The following is a 16,977-nucleotide window of genomic DNA, read 5'->3' as shown; positions in this document are numbered from 1 at the left end:
GATGACCACTCCGCTAGGGATCAATGGATTCGGCAGGGCTAGAACGCTTATCGGGCTTGGCTTGGCGGTTGGGGGCCTCGCGACGGCCTATCGGGTGTTCTTGCGCGAGCGGTGCCTCACGTGGGGCGCGACCGGCGACGAGGCGAGCATGACCATGCCTGGGGACGATCTGCTGGCCGAGCCCGCCGTCCTGGCCACCCGGGCGATCACGGTGCACGCCCCCGCCACGGCGGTCTGGCCCTGGCTGGTCCAGATGGGCAGCGGCAGAGGCGGCGCCTACACCTACGACTGGATCGAGAACCTCCTGGGCCTGGACATGCACAGCGCCAGGGAAGTCCTCCCCGAATTCCAGAATCTAAAGGTCGGCGAAACGTATCCGCTGGGCCCCAAGGGGCCGCGCCTTCGCGTGGAAATCCTTGACCCCGACCACGCGCTGGTGTTCCGATCCGAGGACGGCAATTGGGTATGGGCGTTCGCGCTGCTGCACTGCGCCGAGGGAATTCGGCTGATCAGCCGCAACCGCATCGCGATGCCGCACGCCTCGATCCCTGCCCGGCTGTTCAATCTACTGGTCATGGAACCCGGAAGCCTCATCATGGAACGCAGAATGCTGCTCGGCATCAAAGAACGCGCCGAGGCCCTCGCCCGAAACCCGATTTCTATTGCACCTGCCTGATGAGGGCCGAGCGGACGCCCGCGGCGATCTCCAGGTCTTCGCGGGCGGTGACCACGACCGCCGCGACCGCGGCGTCCGGCGGGCTGATCACCGAGTCGCCCCGGGCGGCGTCGTTGCGCTCGGGGTCGAGCCGGGCGCCCAGGTAGGCCAGGTCGGCGGCCAGCCGCCGGCGCGTCTCGGGGGCGTGCTCGCCGACCCCGCCGGTGAACACCAGCGCGTCCAACCCGCCCAGGGCGGCGGTCATCGCGGCCGCCTGGCCGCGCAGCCGGTGATGGTAGACGGCCAGCGCCGACACCGCCTGTTCGTCGTGGGCGGCGGCTCGGGACCGCAATGTGCGCATGTCGCCTGTCCCCGCCAGGGCGCGCAGCCCGGAGCGGTGCTCGAAGGCGTCCCGCAGTTCCTCGGCGGGGACGCCGTGCGCCAGCAGCCACAGCGGGATGCCGGGGTCGATGGCCCCCGCACGGGTGGCCATGACCAGTCCGTCGAGCGGGGTGAACCCCATCGTGGTGTCGACGGACCTGCCGCCCGCCACCGCCGCCAGCGACGCGCCCGCGCCCAGGTGGCACACCACCATACGCAGGTCGGAGAGGTCGGCGCCCAGCAGTTCGGCGGCGCGGCGGGCGGCGTAGGCGTGCGACAGGCCGTGGAAGCCGTAGCGGCGCAGCCCGTACCGTTCGCGCCATTCGGCGGGCAGCGCGTAGGTCGCGGCGGCCTCGGGGAGGGTGGCGTGGAAGGCCGTGTCGAAGCAGGCCACGGTGGGGACGTCGGGGAACGCCCGGTGGATCTCTCCCAGCGCGTACAGCGACAGCGGTTGGTGCAGCGGCGCCAGGTCGGCCAGCTCGTGCAGGCGCTCGGCGACCTCGTCGTCGATCACCACGGGACGGGTGTAGTCGCGTCCGCCGTGGACGAAGCGGATGCCGACCGCGTCGGGCCGCGGCAGCCGCGCCACGGAGGCGAGCACGCGCTCGGCCTCCCGATCCGCCCCGCCCGTGGACAGTTCGACACGCGCGCGCACGGTGTCGTCGGCCTCCACCAGGCTGAACTTGACGCTGCTGGAGCCGGGGTTGACGGTGAGGACTCTCAATGCGGCCACGTCCAGTTCTGGATTTCGGGGGCGTCCTGACCGTGTTCGCGGGTGTAGGCGCGGAGGCGGAGGCGTTCGTCGGCCATGCGCTGCCTGATGTGGGCGACCCGTCCGCCGAGGGTCGGGACGCGGTCGATGACGTCCATGACCAGGTGGAAGCGGTCCAGGTCGTTGAGCATGACCATGTCGAACGGCGTGGTCGTCGTCCCTTCCTCCTTGTAGCCCCGGACGTGCAGGTTGTGGTGCCCGGCGCGGCGGTAGGTGAGCCGGTGGATCAGGTACGGGTAGCCGTGGAAGGCGAAGATGATCGGCTTGTCGGTGGTGAACAGCGCGTCGAACTCGGTGTCGGACAGCCCATGCGGGTGCTCCTCGACCGGCTGCAAGCGCATGAGGTCCACCACGTTCACCACCCGGACGCGCAGTTCCGGGAGCAGTTGACGGAGCAGGTCGACGGCGGCGAGGGTCTCCAGCGTCGGGACGTCGCCCGCGCACGCCAGCACCACGTCGGGATCGGCTCCGCCATCCGTGGACGCCCATTCCCAGATCCCGATTCCGCGGGTGCAGTGCGCGACGGCGGCGTCCATCGGAAGCCAGACCGGAGCGGGCTGCTTTCCGGCGACAATTACGTTGACGTAGTCGCGGGAGCGCAGGCAATGGTCACCGACCGACAGGAGGGTGTTGGCGTCCGGCGGCAGGTAGACCCGGACGATCTCCGGTTTCTTGTTCATGACGACGTCCAGGAAACCGGGGTCCTGGTGAGTGAAGCCGTTGTGGTCCTGCCGCCACACATGCGAGGAGAGAAGGTAGTTGAGGGACGCGATCGGGCGTCGCCACGGCAACCCACGGGTCACCTTCAGCCATTTCGCGTGCTGGTTGAACATCGCGTCCACGATATGGATGAAAGCCTCATAGCTGTTGAACAGGCCGTGCCGTCCGGTGAGGAGATATCCCTCCAGCCAGCCTTGGCAGAGGTGCTCGCTCAGCACCTCCATGACCCGTCCGGCCCGGGCCAGGTGGTCGTCGGTCGGGAGCAGTTCGCCCGCGAAGACCCGGTCGGTGACCTCGAAAACGGCGCCCAGTCGGTTGGACGCGGTCTCGTCCGGTCCCATGATGCGGAAATTGGACGGGTTGGCGGCGACGACCTCCCGCAGGTAGTCGCCGAGGACGCGGGTCGCCTCCGCCGTGGCCCGGCCGTGCTCCTTCACCGGCACCGCGTACGCGCGCGGGTCGGGCAGGTCGAGCGGGCGCAGCAGCAGGCCGCCGTTGGCGTGCGGGTTGGCGCTCATCCTGCGTTCCCCGGCGGGCGCGAGTCGGCGCAGTGCCGCGACCGGGCGTCCCTCGCCGTCGAACAGCTCGTCGGGACGGTACGACCGCAGCCACTCCTCAAGCTGCGCGAGGTGTCCGGGGTTGTCGCGGACGCCCGCGAGCGGGACCTGGTGAGCGCGCCATGTCCCCTCGACGGGGAGCCCGTCGACCTGCGCGGGGCCGGTCCAGCCCTTCGGCGTCCGAAGAATGATCATCGGCCAGCGAGGCCGCCGCGCCGAGCCCTCCTGCCGCGCCGCCCGCTGGATGCGGGCGATCTCGTCGAGGGCGCGGTCGAGCGCCTCGGCCATCTCCCGGTGCATGACGGCCGGGTCGTCCCCGGACACGATGATCGGGGCGTAGCCGTACCCCTCGAAGAGACGGACCAGCTCGTCCTCCGGAATGCGGGCCAGCACCGCCGGATTGGCGATCTTGTAGCCGTTCAGGTGCAGGATCGGCAGCACCGCCCCGTCGTGCACCGGGTCAACGAACTTGGTGGAATGCCAGGCGGTCGCCAGCGGCCCGGTCTCGGCTTCCCCGTCCCCGACGATGCACGCGACGACGAGATCCGGATTGTCGAACGCCGCGCCGTAAGCGTGCGCGAGCGAATACCCGAGTTCGCCGCCCTCGTGAATGGAGCCCGGCGTCTCCGGCGCGACATGGCTCGGAATTCCGCCGGGAAAGGAGAACTGGCGAAACAGACGCTGCATCCCGGCCTCGTCCTGGGAGATTCGAGGATAGACCTCGCTGTAACTCCCCTCCAGCCAGGCGTTCGCGACGGCCGCCGGGCCGCCGTGCCCCGGCCCCATGATGTAGATCATGTCCAGGTCGCGCGCCTTGATGACCCGGTTCAGGTGGACGTAGCAGAAGTTGAGCCCCGGCGAGGTCCCCCAATGGCCCAGCAATCGCGGTTTGATGTGCTCCGGCCGCAGCGGTTCGCGCAGCAGCGGATTGTCCAGCAGATAGATCTGCCCGGCCGACAGATAATTCGCCGCCCGCCAATATGCGTCGATCAGCTCGATCTCGGTGCGAACGGGGTCTGCGGTCGTGGACGTCACTGCTCCTCCAATTGCGCTCGTTGATCTCAGCGAATCACGCCGCGGCGGCACCAGGGCAGGGTCGAAGGTCACACCCGGGCGGGCTCGGAAAAGGACCTTGGTCCGTTGCACACCGAGATCCCGGGGTATTCGCTGTTGAGACGGAACTTCGCCGCGAGGCGCGAAGGAGAGAACGATGCGAGCCATGGAACGGATGTCCGTACCCCGGAGGGCGCGCCGATGCGGGTGATCTCGGAGGATCGGCTCGCTGCCGTCCTGGCCAGCCTGCCGGGACGGCCGCGCGTCGTCGCCGGGGGCAACTTCGCCACCCCGCGCCGGATCCTGCCGATCCTCGACGAAGCGCTCCCGGAGTACCGGCTGTTCATGCTGAACGCCCAAGGCGACCTGCCCGACCGGGACGGCGTCGCCCTGGAGACCCCGTTCGTCGGCGCGGGCATGCGCGGCCGAGGCAACCTGCGGTACTTCCCGTCCCGCCTGTCGCTGGTGCCCGAGCTCCTGAAGGGCCCGCTGCCTCCCGACGTCGTCGTCGTGCAGACCTCGGTGCCCGTGGGCGGGACGGTCTCGCTGGGCATCGAGGTCAACATCCTGCCCGCCGCCATCGAGGCCGTCCGCGCCCGCGGCGGACTCGTGATCGCCCAGCTCAACCGGCACATGCCCTACACCTACGGCGACGCCGTCCTGCCCATCGACGAGATCGCCCACGCCATCGAGACCGACGAGCCGCCGGCCACGCCGGCGACGCGTCCGCCCGGAGAGATCGCGACCCGGATCGGCCAACGCGTGGCCCACCTGGTGCCCGAGCACGCGACCCTGCAACTCGGCATCGGCGCCGTCCCGGACGCGGTCCTGGACTCCCTCCTGGACCGCCGCGGCCTCGGCGTGTGGTCGGAGATGTTCAGCGACGGCGTCCTGGCACTGGAGAAGGCCGGCGCGCTCGACCGGACCGTCCCCATCACCGCCTCGTTCGCCTTCGGCAGCCGCGAACTGTACGACTGGGTCGACCACAACGAACGCGTCCGGATGCTGCGAACCGAGAAGACGAACGACCCCAGCCTCATCGCCCGCCGACCCCGTCTGATCTCGGTGAACTCAGCCCTGCAAGTCGACCTGTACGCCCAGGCCAACGCCAGCCGCGTACGCGGAGTCGTCTATTCGGGGTTCGGCGGCCAGACCGACTTCGTCGTCGGCGCCCTGCACTCCCACGGCGGACACGCCATCATCGCCCTCCCGTCCTGGCACCCCCGCGCCGACGTCTCCACCGTCATCCCTCGCCTCGCCGGGCCGGTCACCTCTTTCCAACACAGCTACATCGTCAGCGAACAAGGCACCGCGACCATCTGGGGACACGACGCCGCCTCCCAAGCCCAGCAAATCGTCGACCAGGTCGCCCACCCCTCCGCCCGCGGCGACCTACGCGAACAAGGCCGCCAACTCGGCTTCCCACTCACCTAGCAACCCCACACGCTCCGCTGAGCCTTTCCCGGATCGCCTGGTCGAGGCGGCGCGCTGGGGGCGCCATTACCGGGGTCGGGGTGGGGCGGGGCACTCTTTCCAGGCGAATTCATAGACGTCGGCGTTGGGCAGTTCCAGGAAGCTCTTCCTGTTCTTGTCCGAAGTGCCGATGTCGATGAGCATGCCCGTCTGGATGCGAATGAGCGGGTCCTCCCCACAAGCTTTGTACTTCAGTTCGGTGTCAGAGCCCGGAAGTTGCCGGACCCCCCTGAACGGGCCACTGAGCTTCTCTACTCTCGTCCGCGGACCTGGGTCGCCCGGGAAGAAGATCCGCGATGTCAGAACAGCCGAGGCACCGGACTGCAGTTGTCCGCGGACCGTGTAGTTCACCGGCCTGACGGCAAAGGTGTGGCTCGACGGAATGTGGTAATCAAGGAAGAGGTCACATTGCTTCCGGTAGTCATCCGGACCTGAGCCGGCGCCATCCTGGGCAGCCATCGAGCCCAGCCGGATGGTGAATCCGGTGTGGTCCTTCTTAAGGGTGACCTCTACTTTTCCGTCCGGTCCAGGCGGGCATCCTGTACCTTCGAATCCCACCACCCCCAGGGTCATCTCCCCAGGTGGGAGGGGGTCCGCGGCCGCCGCGACGGAGGTCGGGCAGGGCAGGGCGAGAGTGGCACTCAGAGCCACGAGCGTTGTGCGTCCGGTGTTCATCATTGGGCAGCACTCCAGGCAGGCGTAAGCGAAGGCCGTGCCGGCGCTCGGCACAGCCACGGTGATCCTGGAGCCGAGAATCCCGATCAGATTAATTCCACACAATGAACAATGTCAATGTTGAATTCGTTCTATTTCCTTTCACCTTTTAACTTGATGGGCCGCTGTCGGGGTCTCCTGAACGCCGTCGGGGCTCCGTTTGGTGAGTGATCCGGTTTGGCCGCGTGGGTCACCTTGCTGATTAGCGCCGGTATTTCTTGATGGGCTCGGTCATCTCGCCGGGGGTGTGGACGCTGAGCGGCTCGCCCGCACGGCTGAGGATCGACAACTCCCCCGGTACCGCGTTCTCACCGGCCCCGACGACGATTCGCCAGCGTCTTCTGAAATCGGTCGCACGCTGCCCGGTTCCTTGCACAGGGGCGTCGGACAGCGACTACTGGCCATCACATGTATCCCCCGCAGGTCATCGACGCAAGGCGCCTGCGGTTGTGCCCGTGCGCTCGCGCAGGAGGATCCGGAGTGTGTTGGCGTGCTCGTAGCCGACCTTCCGAGCAACGATCTCCAGGGGTAGGTCTGTGGTTTTCAGGAGGTGCGAGGCGCGTTCGACGCGCAGGTCCTGGACGAAGCGGACGGGTGACGTTCCGAGCGTGCGGCGCATGGCCCGCTGGAGCGTGCGTTCGCTGACACCGATGGCCTGCGCCGCGTCGGCGATCGAGATCGGTTGATCGAGGTGGGTCCGAGCCCAGCGCTCGAAGGCCGCGAGCGTCGGGTCGCTCTGCGCGAGTGCCGCGGCGATGGTGTACGCCGCCTGTGACGGGCGCTCGTCGACGACCAGATATCGGGCGACCAGATCCGCAAGCGACGGACTGCTCATCCGGACGATCGCGAGTGCGAGGTCGACATGTGCGAAAGCCGCCCCGGCAGTTGTCACACCGTCCGATGTGGTGACCATGCGAGTCTCGTCGACCGTGACCTCTGGGTAGCGCATGCGGAAGTACGGTGCGAGCCACCAACTCGTAGTGGCGTGCAGCCCTTGAAGGACTCCCGACTCGGCGAGCAGGAATGTACCCGTGCAAGCGGAGGCGATGGGTGTGCGGCGTTCGCGTGTCGTGGCCACCAACTTCCGCACCGGCGCGGCGTCCGAACTCGAGACGCGCGCGATCAGGGCATCGGGCCGTTTCTCGGCCACAGCGGGCACCAGCAGCAGGTCCGCGTCCTCGGCCGCACTGACGGGGGTGGTCTCGACCAGGTGCCCGGCGCCCGTACGGACTTGTCGGCGAAAGCCGATCGTGGTGGCCTTCCAGGGCGGCGGCGGTTCTGGAAGCTCGCCCCGCATGTCGTTCGCCCCGGCCAGCACATCGAGGACGGCCGCGAGCCCGGAGTCGAAAACGCCGTCGTATGCGAGTACAGCGACATGCATGGCGGAAACGATATCGATCAGGTCGTTTCCGCCACTGGGTGGGGTGGGCTTGAGCGGCCTAGATTCTTCGATGTCCGGACGAGATCCAGTGCTTGTACCGGCGCCACACGTTTCCACGAATCCACATCACGGGAGTGCATCATGACCAAACTCGGACTGCTGGCGAAGATCGAGGCCAAGCCCGAGTACGCCGACAAGGTCGAGGCCCTGCTGCACGACGCGCTGCAACTCGCGCTGCAGGAGGACAAGACCGTCGCCTGGTTCGCGTTCCGGCTGAGCGCCACCACTTTCGGCGTCTTCGACACCTTCGATGACGAGCAGGGGCGCCAGGAGCATCTGGAGGGCAGGATCGCCGCCGCGCTGATGGAGGCCGCGGAGACCATGCTCAGCGAAGCGCCTGAGATCCGGCCCCTCGATGTCCTGGCCGCCAAGCTTCCCTGACCGGGCCGAATAAGACGCCTCGATGGGACGGGTCGGTGAGGATCCGGTTCGCCTCAGTCATGTTCCAGGCGAACCGGTCGACCTTGGACGCTTAGCACTGACCCGTCCCAGACGGCGGCCGGGGCCTGATCGAGGCTGGAGCTAGACGATGCGACTTTCAAGTTGGTCGTCCCATCCGAGACGAACAAGATCAACGGCGCGCGCGTCCCCGCCCCGATAATGATCAGAAAGCATGACACGGCCATTTGCGGAGCGCTTCTCGGCTGCTCCCAAAACAAGGATGGTCGCCGCAACGAGGGTCTCACTGCACTTCTGCGCGAAGCCTCACGGGCGACTCCTCTTTCGTCCGTATCTGAGCCGTGCGCGCTCAAACGGGCTGGCAGGAGTCTCCGGGCCGCTGCGAAACGATCTCGCAGGGCGGCGTTGCGGGCGTTCTGATTTCGCGAATACGGATCCGCGTAACCGGCACGTCTTCAACGAGATTCGGCGTCCGATCGTCTCATTGGCGCTGAGAGCCGGAAGAGCGGAGGGGCGGCTGTGGCGCTTTCGGAGAGTCCGTCACGTTCGAAAAGGATCAGACAGGCTCTGGATTGGAGCACCGTTCCGCCGGACATAAAGGACGACTTCGTTCGGGACACCGAGCGGGGGCTGGCGTTCGTCGCGGCCTTCGTCCGTGTCTTCATGGTCGTCTTCCTGGTCATTCCGCTGTTCGGGTGGCACAAGCTGGTCCATCCCTGGCTCGCGGTGCTCGCCCTTCTCGCCGCGGCGGCCGAGGCCGCCTACGTCGCGCAGCGGCTGCGCGACACCAAGAAGATCAGGGACGATGTGCGGCTCGCCGTCGTGGACGTCGCGTTCTGCATCATGCTGATGACGGTCGGGTCGCAGGCCGCCGCGCCGCACGACCGCAACGTGATCATGACCGAGGTGATCCCGTTCAGCCTGATCGCCTCGCTGATCCTCGCCTTCGCGATCGGGCTCCGCGTCCGCTCGCTGCTGGCGATCCTCGTCCTGTGGGGTTCCTGGTGCCTGGCCCTGCTGCCCGACGTCGGGCTGAAGCTCGGCTCGGACCTGCTCGGCTTCGTCATGTGGTTCGTCGTCGGCCTGTACGTCGCCACGCAGTTGCGGTCGATGGCCGTTAAGACAGCCGAAGCCACGGCCGCCGCCCACAAGGCCAAGACGGAACTCGACCACCAACGCATCTTCCGGGACATGCACAACGACGTAGTGGGCATCTTCGACCTCCTCGCCGTCGACATGCGGCTGCCGGAGGACGCGCGCGACCTCGCCGCGTCCGGCGGTCGCGCCGCGCGGAACCTGCTCCGCGGCGTTCACGGGGACCAGCCCGCCTTCTACGCCCGCCTGATGGAGCTGACCTCCCGTTATCGGCTGCGGGGCATGCTCGTCCATCCGCGCTTCCACATCGACGACGAACCGCCGGAGGACGTCGCCGACGCCGTCCTCGGCGCCGCGGCAGCGGCGCTCGCCAACGTCCGCCGGCACTCGGGACCGGCCCCGGAGGCCACGTTCTTCGCCGCGTTCGACGCTGACGGCGTCCTGATCGTCAGCGTGGTCGACGAGGGGACGGGCTTCGACGTCGACTCCGTCCGTCCGGGCGGCGGGCTCGGGCGGCTCCCACAGGCGGTCCGCGATATCGGCGGCTCCTTCGAGGTCCGTTCGACTCCCGGCGAGGGCACACAGGTCCACATCACATGGCCGGCGGAGGAGGAATAGCGATGATCGAGAGGCATGTCATCGTCATCGACGACCACCCCGGGTTCTCCCAGTTGTACTCGGACGCCCTGCGCGCATTACTGGAACCGCGGGGCTGTAGCGTTCTGCTGCCGGTCGACCGGGTGGAGGCCGTTCCATCGGCGCCGGACGCGCGGAGCGTGGCGATGTGCGACATCCATCTCGGGCGCGGCAGGTTGTTCGGGAGCCGGGCCGTGGCCCATTTGAAGTCGAAGGGCTGGAACGTCCTGCTGTTCTCACATGCCGCGCCCCGCCTCCAGATGCTCGAGTGCGTGGTCGCGGGGGCGAACGGCTTCATCCCGAGCTCACGCCCGGACAAGCTGGTGGAATGGGCCGTCGTGCGGGTCGCCGACGGGCTCCTGCACATGTCCGCGGAGCTCGCCGAGGCGTTTCTTCAAGAGTTCCGAAAAGAGAAGGTCCTGAGCCCCTGGGACCGAAAGACCTTACGCCGCTATGAGTGCCAATATTATGGCGGTCCAATAGCACCCGAGGCGGACCAGCAGGAACTGCAACGTTTGTTCCGCACGCTCGCGGTGGGTCTGCGCGGACGCAAGCTGACCCTGGAACAGCGCCGGGTCGCCTGGGCGGTGGCCTGCGGCGGCGTCTCCAGCAACGCCGACATGGCCGAGTTGATAGGCAAGACCGAGAGCAACTTCAGCCGCGAACTCAGCCTGCTCCTGGCCAGCTTCAAGGCGGCGTTCGAGCGCGACTACGCCGTGGTCGAATGGCTGCACCGTGAGACCGGACATCCCGTGTTCGCGGATGAGGCCGCGCGCTACGACCCCGCGGAGTTGCGCAAGGTCAGCCAACTCCGCCTCACGTTGCCGGGCGAGCCGGAGGACCGGGCGGAGTTGAAGGCCCAGACCGCGGCCCGGCTCTGGGCACGCCGCCTCGGCCTGTGCGCGGGAGACTGCCCGGAGAAATAGCCCGAATCCAGGAAACGCTGGAAGACCGGAATCGGAGAGGCTCGAAGGTGAGCCGGTGCACAAGGCTCGGCCATCTTCAGAGAAAGCGGCCGGTCATGAAAGATGAGTCTGCCTCACCTCCTCCGCCAAGAAAACCTCCCAAGTCGAAAGCGAAGGGGCCGAAGAATTCCGGGGGCTCCGCACGTGCCGGATCATCCGGGAACGCGTCCTCGAAGAAGCCCGGCGGGTCTCCCTCGAAGAAGCCCGGCACGCCGTCCAAGCGCGGGACGTCCGGCAGGCGCCACCAGGCACGGCGCGACGCCTCGACCGGTCGATGGCTGAGCAGGCGCGTCATCGCGCTCACCGGAGGTCGCTGGGAGTACATGAATCCCAACGAGCAGATCAGGTTCGTGAACCTGGGCATGCTCATGATCTTCACCACGGCGCTGGCGATCGGCTCCGCGACCGCCCTCGCCGCCATGGCGACGCATCGTTCGATGCTCGCGATGCTGCCGGTCGGGCTCTTCTTCGGCGGCTTCGTCTTCTTCATCGACCGCTCGGTGACCAGCTACGTCCCGAACTACCGGAACGTGCGCTTCGTAACGAAGAAATCCGCCAAGACGGTGAAAGCGCCTCTCGGTGAGGTGAAACTGCCGTCCGAGACCACCTTAGAGGTGAAAAAGGATCCGCCCGGCCATGGCTGGGGGGTGATCGGACCGCGCATCGCAATCGCGGTCGTGGCGTCCCTCCTGGTCTCGGAGATCGTACTGACCTACATTTTCCAGGATCTCATAGGCCAGCAACTCGACAACGACCACGGCGCGCAGATCACAACTGCTCAAGAACGGCTGGACCGCGAGTACAAGGGCCGCGTCCAGCCGTTCCAGAGGGAGATCGACAAAGCGAAGAAGTACGAGGGAAAGGTGGCCGACGACTACGCCGCGCGCGAGCGGCAGGCCAACTGCCAGTTGCAGGGCAGCTGCGGTCTGGCAGGTGCGGGCCCGCTGTTCACCGAGGCCAAGAACTCGTTGGACGCGCTGCGCCAGCAGAAGAAACAGGCACACGACGCCGTCGTGAAGGCCGAAGAGAAGAACCAACCAGAGATCGACCGGCTCAACGCCGAACGTGACCGGCGTAAGACCAAGGTCGTCTCCGACACGGGAGCGGTGAAGGGCCTGCTCGCCAAGGAGGAGGCATTCTGGTCGCTGACCAAGTCGAGCGGGGTCGTCCTGTTCTTCCGCGTCATGCTGGCTCTCCTGCTTCTGGCGATCGACCTCTCACCGATCATCTACAAGCTGTCTCACAAGGCGGAAGTACACGACCAACGCGTACGCGATGAGAACCTGCGCGACCGCATACGCAGCTTCTGGGAGAACCTGGGCGACGACACCCCCGGCGGAGGCCCGGGCGGCGGACCTCCGGATCCGGCCACCGCGCTCAAGGAGCAGATGCAAACGCAGCGGACGATCCTGGCGTATCTGCATCGGCAGGCGCTGACCCGGCTGCGCCAGCGCGCCGAGGAGAAGATGCTGCGCCTCAAACTGAGGCAGCAGTACGAAGCGCAGCAACGCCGCGCCACCGGCAAACAGGCGACGGTCAGCGACCTGAACGCCCGCCGCAAAAAGCACGGAGCATAAGAGGAACGGCGCAGTCCCGGCGCGCTCAGCGGCCTCCGGGGGGACTTGGACATCCGCGTTCAGCCACGGCGACGCCGCCACGTGCCGCGGGTCGCGGGTCGCGGGTCGTGCGGCCGCGCCGATCAGAAATCTCATTGATCGGTCATCCAGCGATCCTTCGGAAGCGAATCCCGGGTTGTCGCTCGCGGTTGGTGGTCGTGACCCAGCGGTCACCGGGAAGCGCGGGCGGCGCAGACCACCGCTACCTGAAGGGACGAAACCATGAAGGGCACACGCGTATCGCGGATCGGCAGACGGACGGCGGCGATCTCGCTCGCCGGTGTTGCCGCCGCGACGGCACTGATGGGCACCGCGTCCAGCGCCTTTGCCAGCCCGACCGGCTGCTCCACCACCCTCAAAAGTGACGCCCGCACCGCGGAGAGCCGGTGCACCGGCGGCACCGGAGAACACCGGGTGTGGATACGGCAGTACGTCCCGTTCCTCGGCGACCTCGATTGCTATGGGCCGTGGGTGGCGGTCGGAGCCGTCTCGAGCGTGACCTGCAGCATCCACCAGAACATCTTCGTCACATACGAAACCAGGGGATGACGGTGGGCCGGCGACCGTGGGCGCGCACGCCCACGGTCGCGGTCAGCGGCCCGCCTGGACGCCTACCGGAGGGGCTTGATCAGCCGATCGGTGGGGCGAGGTACTCCAGCGCGTAACCGTCGCCGGACGCGGTTACGCGCGCGATGCCGGGTGAGTCGAGGTGGGCGCCGGCTACGAAATGGTGCGGTCGGGTCAGTTGTTCGAGGAGTACCGCTCGCGCGGCGCGGGCCTGGGACTGGTCGCCGTCGAACTCCCAGGCCACGTTCGGCCGATCGAATTGAAGCGTGGGAACGTGAACGGTGTCGCCCCAGGCGAGAAGGCAGCCGGTACCGCTCCTGACCTCGAAGACGGTGTGACCGGGTGTGTGGCCCGGTGTCGGGACGGCGGTGGTCCAGTCGTTGATCGCGACCTTCTCCGGCACGGGTACGACCCGGTCGCGGATCGGCTCCAGCCGCCCCGTGAACACCGAGGCGTCGCCCGCGCCGATCCACACGCGTTCGAGTTCGGTGAACGCCTCTGGGCCGTCCGGCGCGATCAGACCGCTCACGTGGTCTTCGTGCTTGTGGGTGATGGCCACATCGGTGACGCGCGCACGGTCGATTCCCGCCTCGTCAAGCGCGTCGTAGATCAAACCCATGGTGGGGTCGTGCCAGGCGTTGGACGCGCCGGTGTCGATGAGAACCGACCGCGTGCCGTCGGTGACGAAGAAAGCGTTGACCGACAGCCGCAAGTTGTCGCCCACGAGCGGGACAGCGGTCGGCAATTCGTCGAGCGCGCACCCGTCCTCGTCGCGGAGCCGTGTCGGCGGCATGTCGATGTACCCGTCTCGCAAGGAGACCACCTGCAGATCGCCGAACTCAAACCTGGCATGGTGCCGTCCACTCGAGATCAAACGCATGGAACCTCCGTCATGTGGGGCGCACATCGCGCGCCATCTTCAATGGAAGATACATTCTTCTTTAGGAGAAGCTACTACGCTGTGCGCAGCGAGGCACCCATCGATCAAGGAGCACGGTGGTCCAGCTAGACGGAAACGCGGCCGACCCGCAGCACGGTGACGACCTGGCCGGCGCGTTCGGCGGCAACGTGCGGCGACGCCGTGAGGAGGCGGGCCTGACGCTGGAGCAGCTGTCCACGCGGTCGTCGGTCAGCAGGGCGATGCTGTCCAAGGTCGAACGCGGTGAGAAAAGCCCGACGATCGGCGTCGCGTCCAGGATCGCCCACGCGCTCGACACGTCGCTCTCGGACCTGATCGGCGCACCGGCCGCCGCCGCGTCTGGTGTGGCCGTCGTCATGCGCAAGAACGATCGCCCTGTTTTCCGTGACCCGGAGACCGGCTTCGAGCGGCACATCGTGTCGGCGGCCCCTGGCGCGGGAGGAGCCGACATGGTCGTCCACTACCTTCCCGCGCAGGTCTCCACCGGGCTCCTGCCCGCCTACCCGCCGGGGACGGAGAAACAACTCGTGGTGCTCGAAGGCACCCTCGACGTCGCGATCGGCGGAATCAGCGAGACCCTGAACACAGGCGACTCCCTGTTCTTCCAAGCCGACGCGGACCACGGCTTCGCCAACAGAACGAATGCTCCCTGCGAATACATCATGGTCATCTCGCGCAGAGCCTGATCGGCCGCCGGTTCTTACGAGGTCCACCGAGGCGGTGGCACCTGACCAAGTCGACTGTGTCGTCGCCACCTCCCGGCGGCCCGACCGGCTGGAGGATCTGCGCGCCGCGCACGGCGAGCCGTTCAGGCGCATGGCGATGGTCCGGACCGACCTCGCCCGCACCCACCTGCTCGAACTGGTGAGGATCCGCACCTCCCAGATCAACGACTGCGCGTTCTGTCTGCGCATGCACACCCGCGACGGTCCTCTCCCCTGAGCAGGTCTCGGCGGTCGTCTGGCTGACGACGGTGATGAACGCCTTCAACCGTGTCGCGACCACCAGCCGGTACCCCGTCCACGGCTGACAGAGCTCGGTGAGCGTTGGAGCGGTCGTCATGCGTCGTCGGCGGGGCGCTCGACCTTTGCCCAAAGGCTGGGCAGGTTGACGACGATGCCCTCCTGGGTGCTGCGGGCGATCACCACGACGGCCTCCTCGTCAGGGGAAGGGTTCTCCTCCCGGTGCGGGAGGTACGGCGGGACGAAGATGTAGTCGCCCGGCCCCGTCTCCACCCGGACCTCATCGTCGCCGTCGGCGAAGACGAACACGGGATGTCCGGAGACGATGTAGATCGCCGTCTCGGCCTCGCCGTGGTGGTGGTCGCCCGAGTTGGTCGCGGGCCCGACGTGCGTGCGGCCCATCCAAAGCCGCTCCGAGCCCACGCTCTTCTCCGAGATCGCCTCGTACCTGCGCATTCCCGAGGTCTGAGCGGTGTCGGCGCCCAAGTCGGCGCCGCGAACGTGCTCGATGCGCCCGTGCCAGGCCGCCGTTCCCCGTACCCGCGTCTCGTCCGTCACGATCCCACCCTTACCCAACGGGCCTCGGTCGGCTACGTGGTCGGGCCAGTCCGGAACCCGAGCGAGATAGCACGGTCATCGTCATGACGCTGGCCGCGATCCCGGCGAGGAACATGATCGTTGACGGGGACGTGCGGTCCACCACGATGCCCCCGACCAGGGCACCGGTGGAGAGCGTCGCCTGGAAGGACGCCGTGAACAGCACGGACGCGGCCTCCGGCGCGTGCGGGGCCGCCCTGACGAACAGAGTCTGCGAACAGACCGGAACGGCGCCGTAGCCCACGCCCCACACGATCAGCAACGCGACGGCGCCCGCGTCCCATCGCCCCAGAAGGGGGAACATCAGCGTGGCGAAGGCGATGAGCCCCCCGGCGAGGCCGAAGGCCGCGTACGGGTAGCGGGCGCCAGCCGTACCGCACAGGAAATTGCCGAGGATTCCGGCGACGCCGTAAGCCAGCAGAAACACCGTGATCAGTCCTGATGACACGTGCGTGACCCGCTCAAGGAAGGGCGTCACATAGGTGTAGGCGCCGAAATGCGCCAGGACGATCAGAAAGGTCACCAGCAGCGCGAACCGGGTGCCGACGTTCCGGGTCATGTCGCGCAGCACGGCGAGCCGGGTGACGTGCTCGGCGGGCAGCGGCGGAACCAGCACGGCGAGCGCGACGAGCACCGCCGTGGACAGCACGCCCATCACCGCGAAGCTGGCCCGCCACCCCGCCATGTCCCCGATCAGGGTCCCGAGCGGCACGCCGAGTACCGAGCCCAGCGGGACGGCCGAGAAGATCAGCGCGGTAGCCCGGCGCGTCGAGCCCTCGGGCACCAGCCGGTTCGCCAGTCCCGCGCCGATCGACCAGAAGCCGCCGATGACGATCCCGACCAGAACGCGCGAGACGAGCATCGCCCAGTAGCCCGGCGCGGCGGCCGCGATGAAGTTCGCCGACGCCAGCAGGAACATGCAGGCGCACAGCATCAGCCGCCGGTCGATCCGCGCCGTGGCGACGGTGACCGTGGGAGCCGCGACCGCCGCCAGGTACCCGGGCAAGGCCATCGTCAGCCCGGCCGTCCCGTCGGAGACGGCGAAGCCGGAGCCGATGGACGTCAGCAGCCCGATCGGCAGGATCTCGGTGGTGACGATCGAGAAGATTCCCATCGTCACCGTGAGCACCGCCGCCCAGCCCGTCATCGACGAGCGGGACGACGGCGCGGTGTCGACCATCGACATCGGTTCCACCCTGTTGGTTGGGGAGCGCACTGGAAGTGCGTCCCACCCAACAGTCATCACCCGCGAAGCTCTGGCGGCTTTTCGCCGTCAACGTGCTCAGTCGGCGAGGTCCAGTGCGGATCGGACGATGCCGTCGGTGTCGATGCCGTGGTGGCGGTAGACGTCCGCGAGCGATCCCGACGGCGTCGCCGACCAGCGAGTACTGCCGCCCGGCGCCCGTCCCGCCGAACGCCGTGTCGACGTACCGGCGGGAGATCGCGCCCCAGATC

17 protein-coding genes are annotated in these 16,977 nt (G+C 67.7%); 9 read left to right on the top strand and 8 right to left on the bottom strand.

Translation table 11 applies throughout. The annotated features are described in order from the left end of the window. The first annotated feature begins 1 nt into the window (after position 1). Positions 2-676, top strand: a complete 675-nt coding sequence (locus tag FXF65_RS30620; protein ID WP_222868799.1) for a hypothetical protein — start codon at positions 2-4, stop codon at positions 674-676. On the opposite strand, the gene FXF65_RS30615 is transcribed toward FXF65_RS30620, so the two are convergent. Both FXF65_RS30615 and FXF65_RS30610 read right to left on the bottom strand, forming a co-directional pair. Then, the gene (locus FXF65_RS30615) at positions 660-1,769 is read right to left on the bottom strand and encodes an acetate/propionate family kinase (RefSeq protein WP_342787632.1); all 1,110 of its coding nucleotides are present in this window, start codon (positions 1,767-1,769) and stop codon (positions 660-662) included. The two genes, FXF65_RS30620 and FXF65_RS30615, sit on opposite strands and share 17 nt — an antisense overlap. Beyond that, a complete protein-coding gene (locus tag FXF65_RS30610) occupies positions 1,757-4,120 on the bottom strand; it encodes a phosphoketolase family protein (RefSeq protein WP_148353536.1) in 2,364 nt (787 codons plus the stop codon). Before FXF65_RS30610 ends, FXF65_RS30615 begins: the two co-directional genes overlap by 13 nt. Before the next feature lie 219 nt (positions 4,121-4,339). Between FXF65_RS30610 and FXF65_RS30605 the strand changes: the two genes are divergently transcribed. After that, positions 4,340-5,572, top strand: coding sequence for an acetyl-CoA hydrolase/transferase family protein (locus FXF65_RS30605; protein WP_148353535.1), 1,233 nt, complete (start codon positions 4,340-4,342; stop codon positions 5,570-5,572). Between the two features lie 66 nt (positions 5,573-5,638). Here FXF65_RS30605 and FXF65_RS30600 read toward each other — a convergent pair whose 3' ends face one another. Both FXF65_RS30600 and FXF65_RS30595 read right to left on the bottom strand, forming a co-directional pair. Further along, positions 5,639-6,184 (bottom strand): DUF4360 domain-containing protein, encoded by a 546-nt coding sequence (locus FXF65_RS30600; protein ID WP_222868798.1) that lies wholly within the window; start codon positions 6,182-6,184, stop codon positions 5,639-5,641. A 565-nt stretch (positions 6,185-6,749) separates the two neighbouring features. Next, positions 6,750-7,706: a GlxA family transcriptional regulator gene (locus FXF65_RS30595; protein ID WP_148353533.1), complete on the bottom strand. Its 957-nt coding sequence runs from the start codon at positions 7,704-7,706 to the stop codon at positions 6,750-6,752. 141 nt (positions 7,707-7,847) lie between these two features. On the opposite strand from FXF65_RS30595, the gene FXF65_RS30590 reads away from it, so the two are divergent. The 3 genes from FXF65_RS30590 to FXF65_RS30580 all read left to right on the top strand — a co-directional run bounded on the left by FXF65_RS30590 (position 7,848) and on the right by FXF65_RS30580 (position 10,822). After that, entirely contained in the window at positions 7,848-8,147 is a 300-nt protein-coding gene (locus FXF65_RS30590) for a putative quinol monooxygenase (protein ID WP_148353532.1), read from the top strand. Positions 8,148-8,828: 681 nt separating this feature from the next. Continuing rightward, positions 8,829-9,878, top strand: a complete 1,050-nt coding sequence (locus FXF65_RS30585) for a sensor histidine kinase (RefSeq protein WP_148353531.1) — start codon at positions 8,829-8,831, stop codon at positions 9,876-9,878. A gap of 2 nt (positions 9,879-9,880) precedes the next feature. Continuing rightward, positions 9,881-10,822, top strand: a complete 942-nt coding sequence (locus FXF65_RS30580) for a response regulator (protein ID WP_148353530.1) — start codon at positions 9,881-9,883, stop codon at positions 10,820-10,822. 76 nt (positions 10,823-10,898) lie between these two features. Here the strand turns inward: FXF65_RS30580 and FXF65_RS44030 are convergent, their stop codons facing one another. Further along, positions 10,899-11,165 carry a hypothetical protein gene (locus FXF65_RS44030; protein ID WP_222868797.1) on the bottom strand — a complete coding sequence of 89 codons (267 nt, stop codon included), beginning with the start codon at positions 11,163-11,165 and terminating at the stop codon, positions 10,899-10,901. A 19-nt stretch (positions 11,166-11,184) separates the two neighbouring features. Between FXF65_RS44030 and FXF65_RS30575 the strand changes: the two genes are divergently transcribed. Together FXF65_RS30575 and FXF65_RS30570 are read left to right on the top strand one after the other, a co-directional pair. Further along, entirely contained in the window at positions 11,185-12,438 is a 1,254-nt protein-coding gene (locus FXF65_RS30575) for a DUF4407 domain-containing protein (protein ID WP_187412576.1), read from the top strand. A 261-nt stretch (positions 12,439-12,699) separates the two neighbouring features. After that, entirely contained in the window at positions 12,700-13,026 is a 327-nt protein-coding gene (locus FXF65_RS30570) for a hypothetical protein (protein ID WP_148353528.1), read from the top strand. 79 nt (positions 13,027-13,105) lie between these two features. Here the strand turns inward: FXF65_RS30570 and FXF65_RS30565 are convergent, their stop codons facing one another. Continuing rightward, positions 13,106-13,858 (bottom strand): MBL fold metallo-hydrolase, encoded by a 753-nt coding sequence (locus FXF65_RS30565; protein ID WP_222868796.1) that lies wholly within the window; start codon positions 13,856-13,858, stop codon positions 13,106-13,108. A gap of 182 nt (positions 13,859-14,040) precedes the next feature. On the opposite strand from FXF65_RS30565, the gene FXF65_RS30560 reads away from it, so the two are divergent. Continuing rightward, complete coding sequence (locus FXF65_RS30560) at positions 14,041-14,649, top strand: helix-turn-helix domain-containing protein (RefSeq protein WP_148353526.1); 609 nt, start codon at positions 14,041-14,043, stop codon at positions 14,647-14,649. A gap of 34 nt (positions 14,650-14,683) precedes the next feature. Further along, complete coding sequence (locus tag FXF65_RS45505) at positions 14,684-14,905, top strand: carboxymuconolactone decarboxylase family protein (protein WP_246199231.1); 222 nt, start codon at positions 14,684-14,686, stop codon at positions 14,903-14,905. Positions 14,906-15,021: 116 nt separating this feature from the next. On the opposite strand, the gene FXF65_RS30550 is transcribed toward FXF65_RS45505, so the two are convergent. Further along, positions 15,022-15,483 (bottom strand): cupin domain-containing protein, encoded by a 462-nt coding sequence (locus tag FXF65_RS30550; protein WP_148353525.1) that lies wholly within the window; start codon positions 15,481-15,483, stop codon positions 15,022-15,024. Between the two features lie 10 nt (positions 15,484-15,493). Continuing rightward, positions 15,494-16,708, bottom strand: coding sequence for an MFS transporter (locus tag FXF65_RS30545; protein ID WP_222868795.1), 1,215 nt, complete (start codon positions 16,706-16,708; stop codon positions 15,494-15,496). Positions 16,709-16,977 lie beyond the last annotated feature (269 nt).

This window comes from Actinomadura syzygii (assembly GCF_008085905.1).
GTDB classification, from domain to species: Bacteria; Actinomycetota; Actinomycetes; order Streptosporangiales; family Streptosporangiaceae; genus Spirillospora; species Spirillospora syzygii.
This window is presented reverse-complemented; position numbering and strand designations above follow the sequence as displayed.

Excerpts from the sequence above, each read along its gene's own strand:
- FXF65_RS30620 (WP_222868799.1), top strand. The coding sequence starts at position 2 with ATGACCACTCCGCTAGGGATCAATGGATTCGGCAGGGCTAGAACGCTT.
- FXF65_RS30605 (WP_148353535.1), top strand. The coding sequence starts at position 4,340 with ATGCGGGTGATCTCGGAGGATCGGCTCGCTGCCGTCCTGGCCAGCCTG.
- FXF65_RS30600 (WP_222868798.1), bottom strand. The coding sequence starts at position 6,184 with ATGACCCTGGGGGTGGTGGGATTCGAAGGTACAGGATGCCCGCCTGGA.
- FXF65_RS30595 (WP_148353533.1), bottom strand. The coding sequence starts at position 7,706 with ATGCATGTCGCTGTACTCGCATACGACGGCGTTTTCGACTCCGGGCTC.
- FXF65_RS30590 (WP_148353532.1), top strand. The coding sequence starts at position 7,848 with ATGACCAAACTCGGACTGCTGGCGAAGATCGAGGCCAAGCCCGAGTAC.
- FXF65_RS30585 (WP_148353531.1), top strand. The coding sequence starts at position 8,829 with ATGGTCGTCTTCCTGGTCATTCCGCTGTTCGGGTGGCACAAGCTGGTC.
- FXF65_RS30580 (WP_148353530.1), top strand. The coding sequence starts at position 9,881 with ATGATCGAGAGGCATGTCATCGTCATCGACGACCACCCCGGGTTCTCC.
- FXF65_RS30575 (WP_187412576.1), top strand. The coding sequence starts at position 11,185 with ATGAATCCCAACGAGCAGATCAGGTTCGTGAACCTGGGCATGCTCATG.
- FXF65_RS30570 (WP_148353528.1), top strand. The coding sequence starts at position 12,700 with ATGAAGGGCACACGCGTATCGCGGATCGGCAGACGGACGGCGGCGATC.
- FXF65_RS30545 (WP_222868795.1), bottom strand. The coding sequence starts at position 16,708 with ATGTCGATGGTCGACACCGCGCCGTCGTCCCGCTCGTCGATGACGGGC.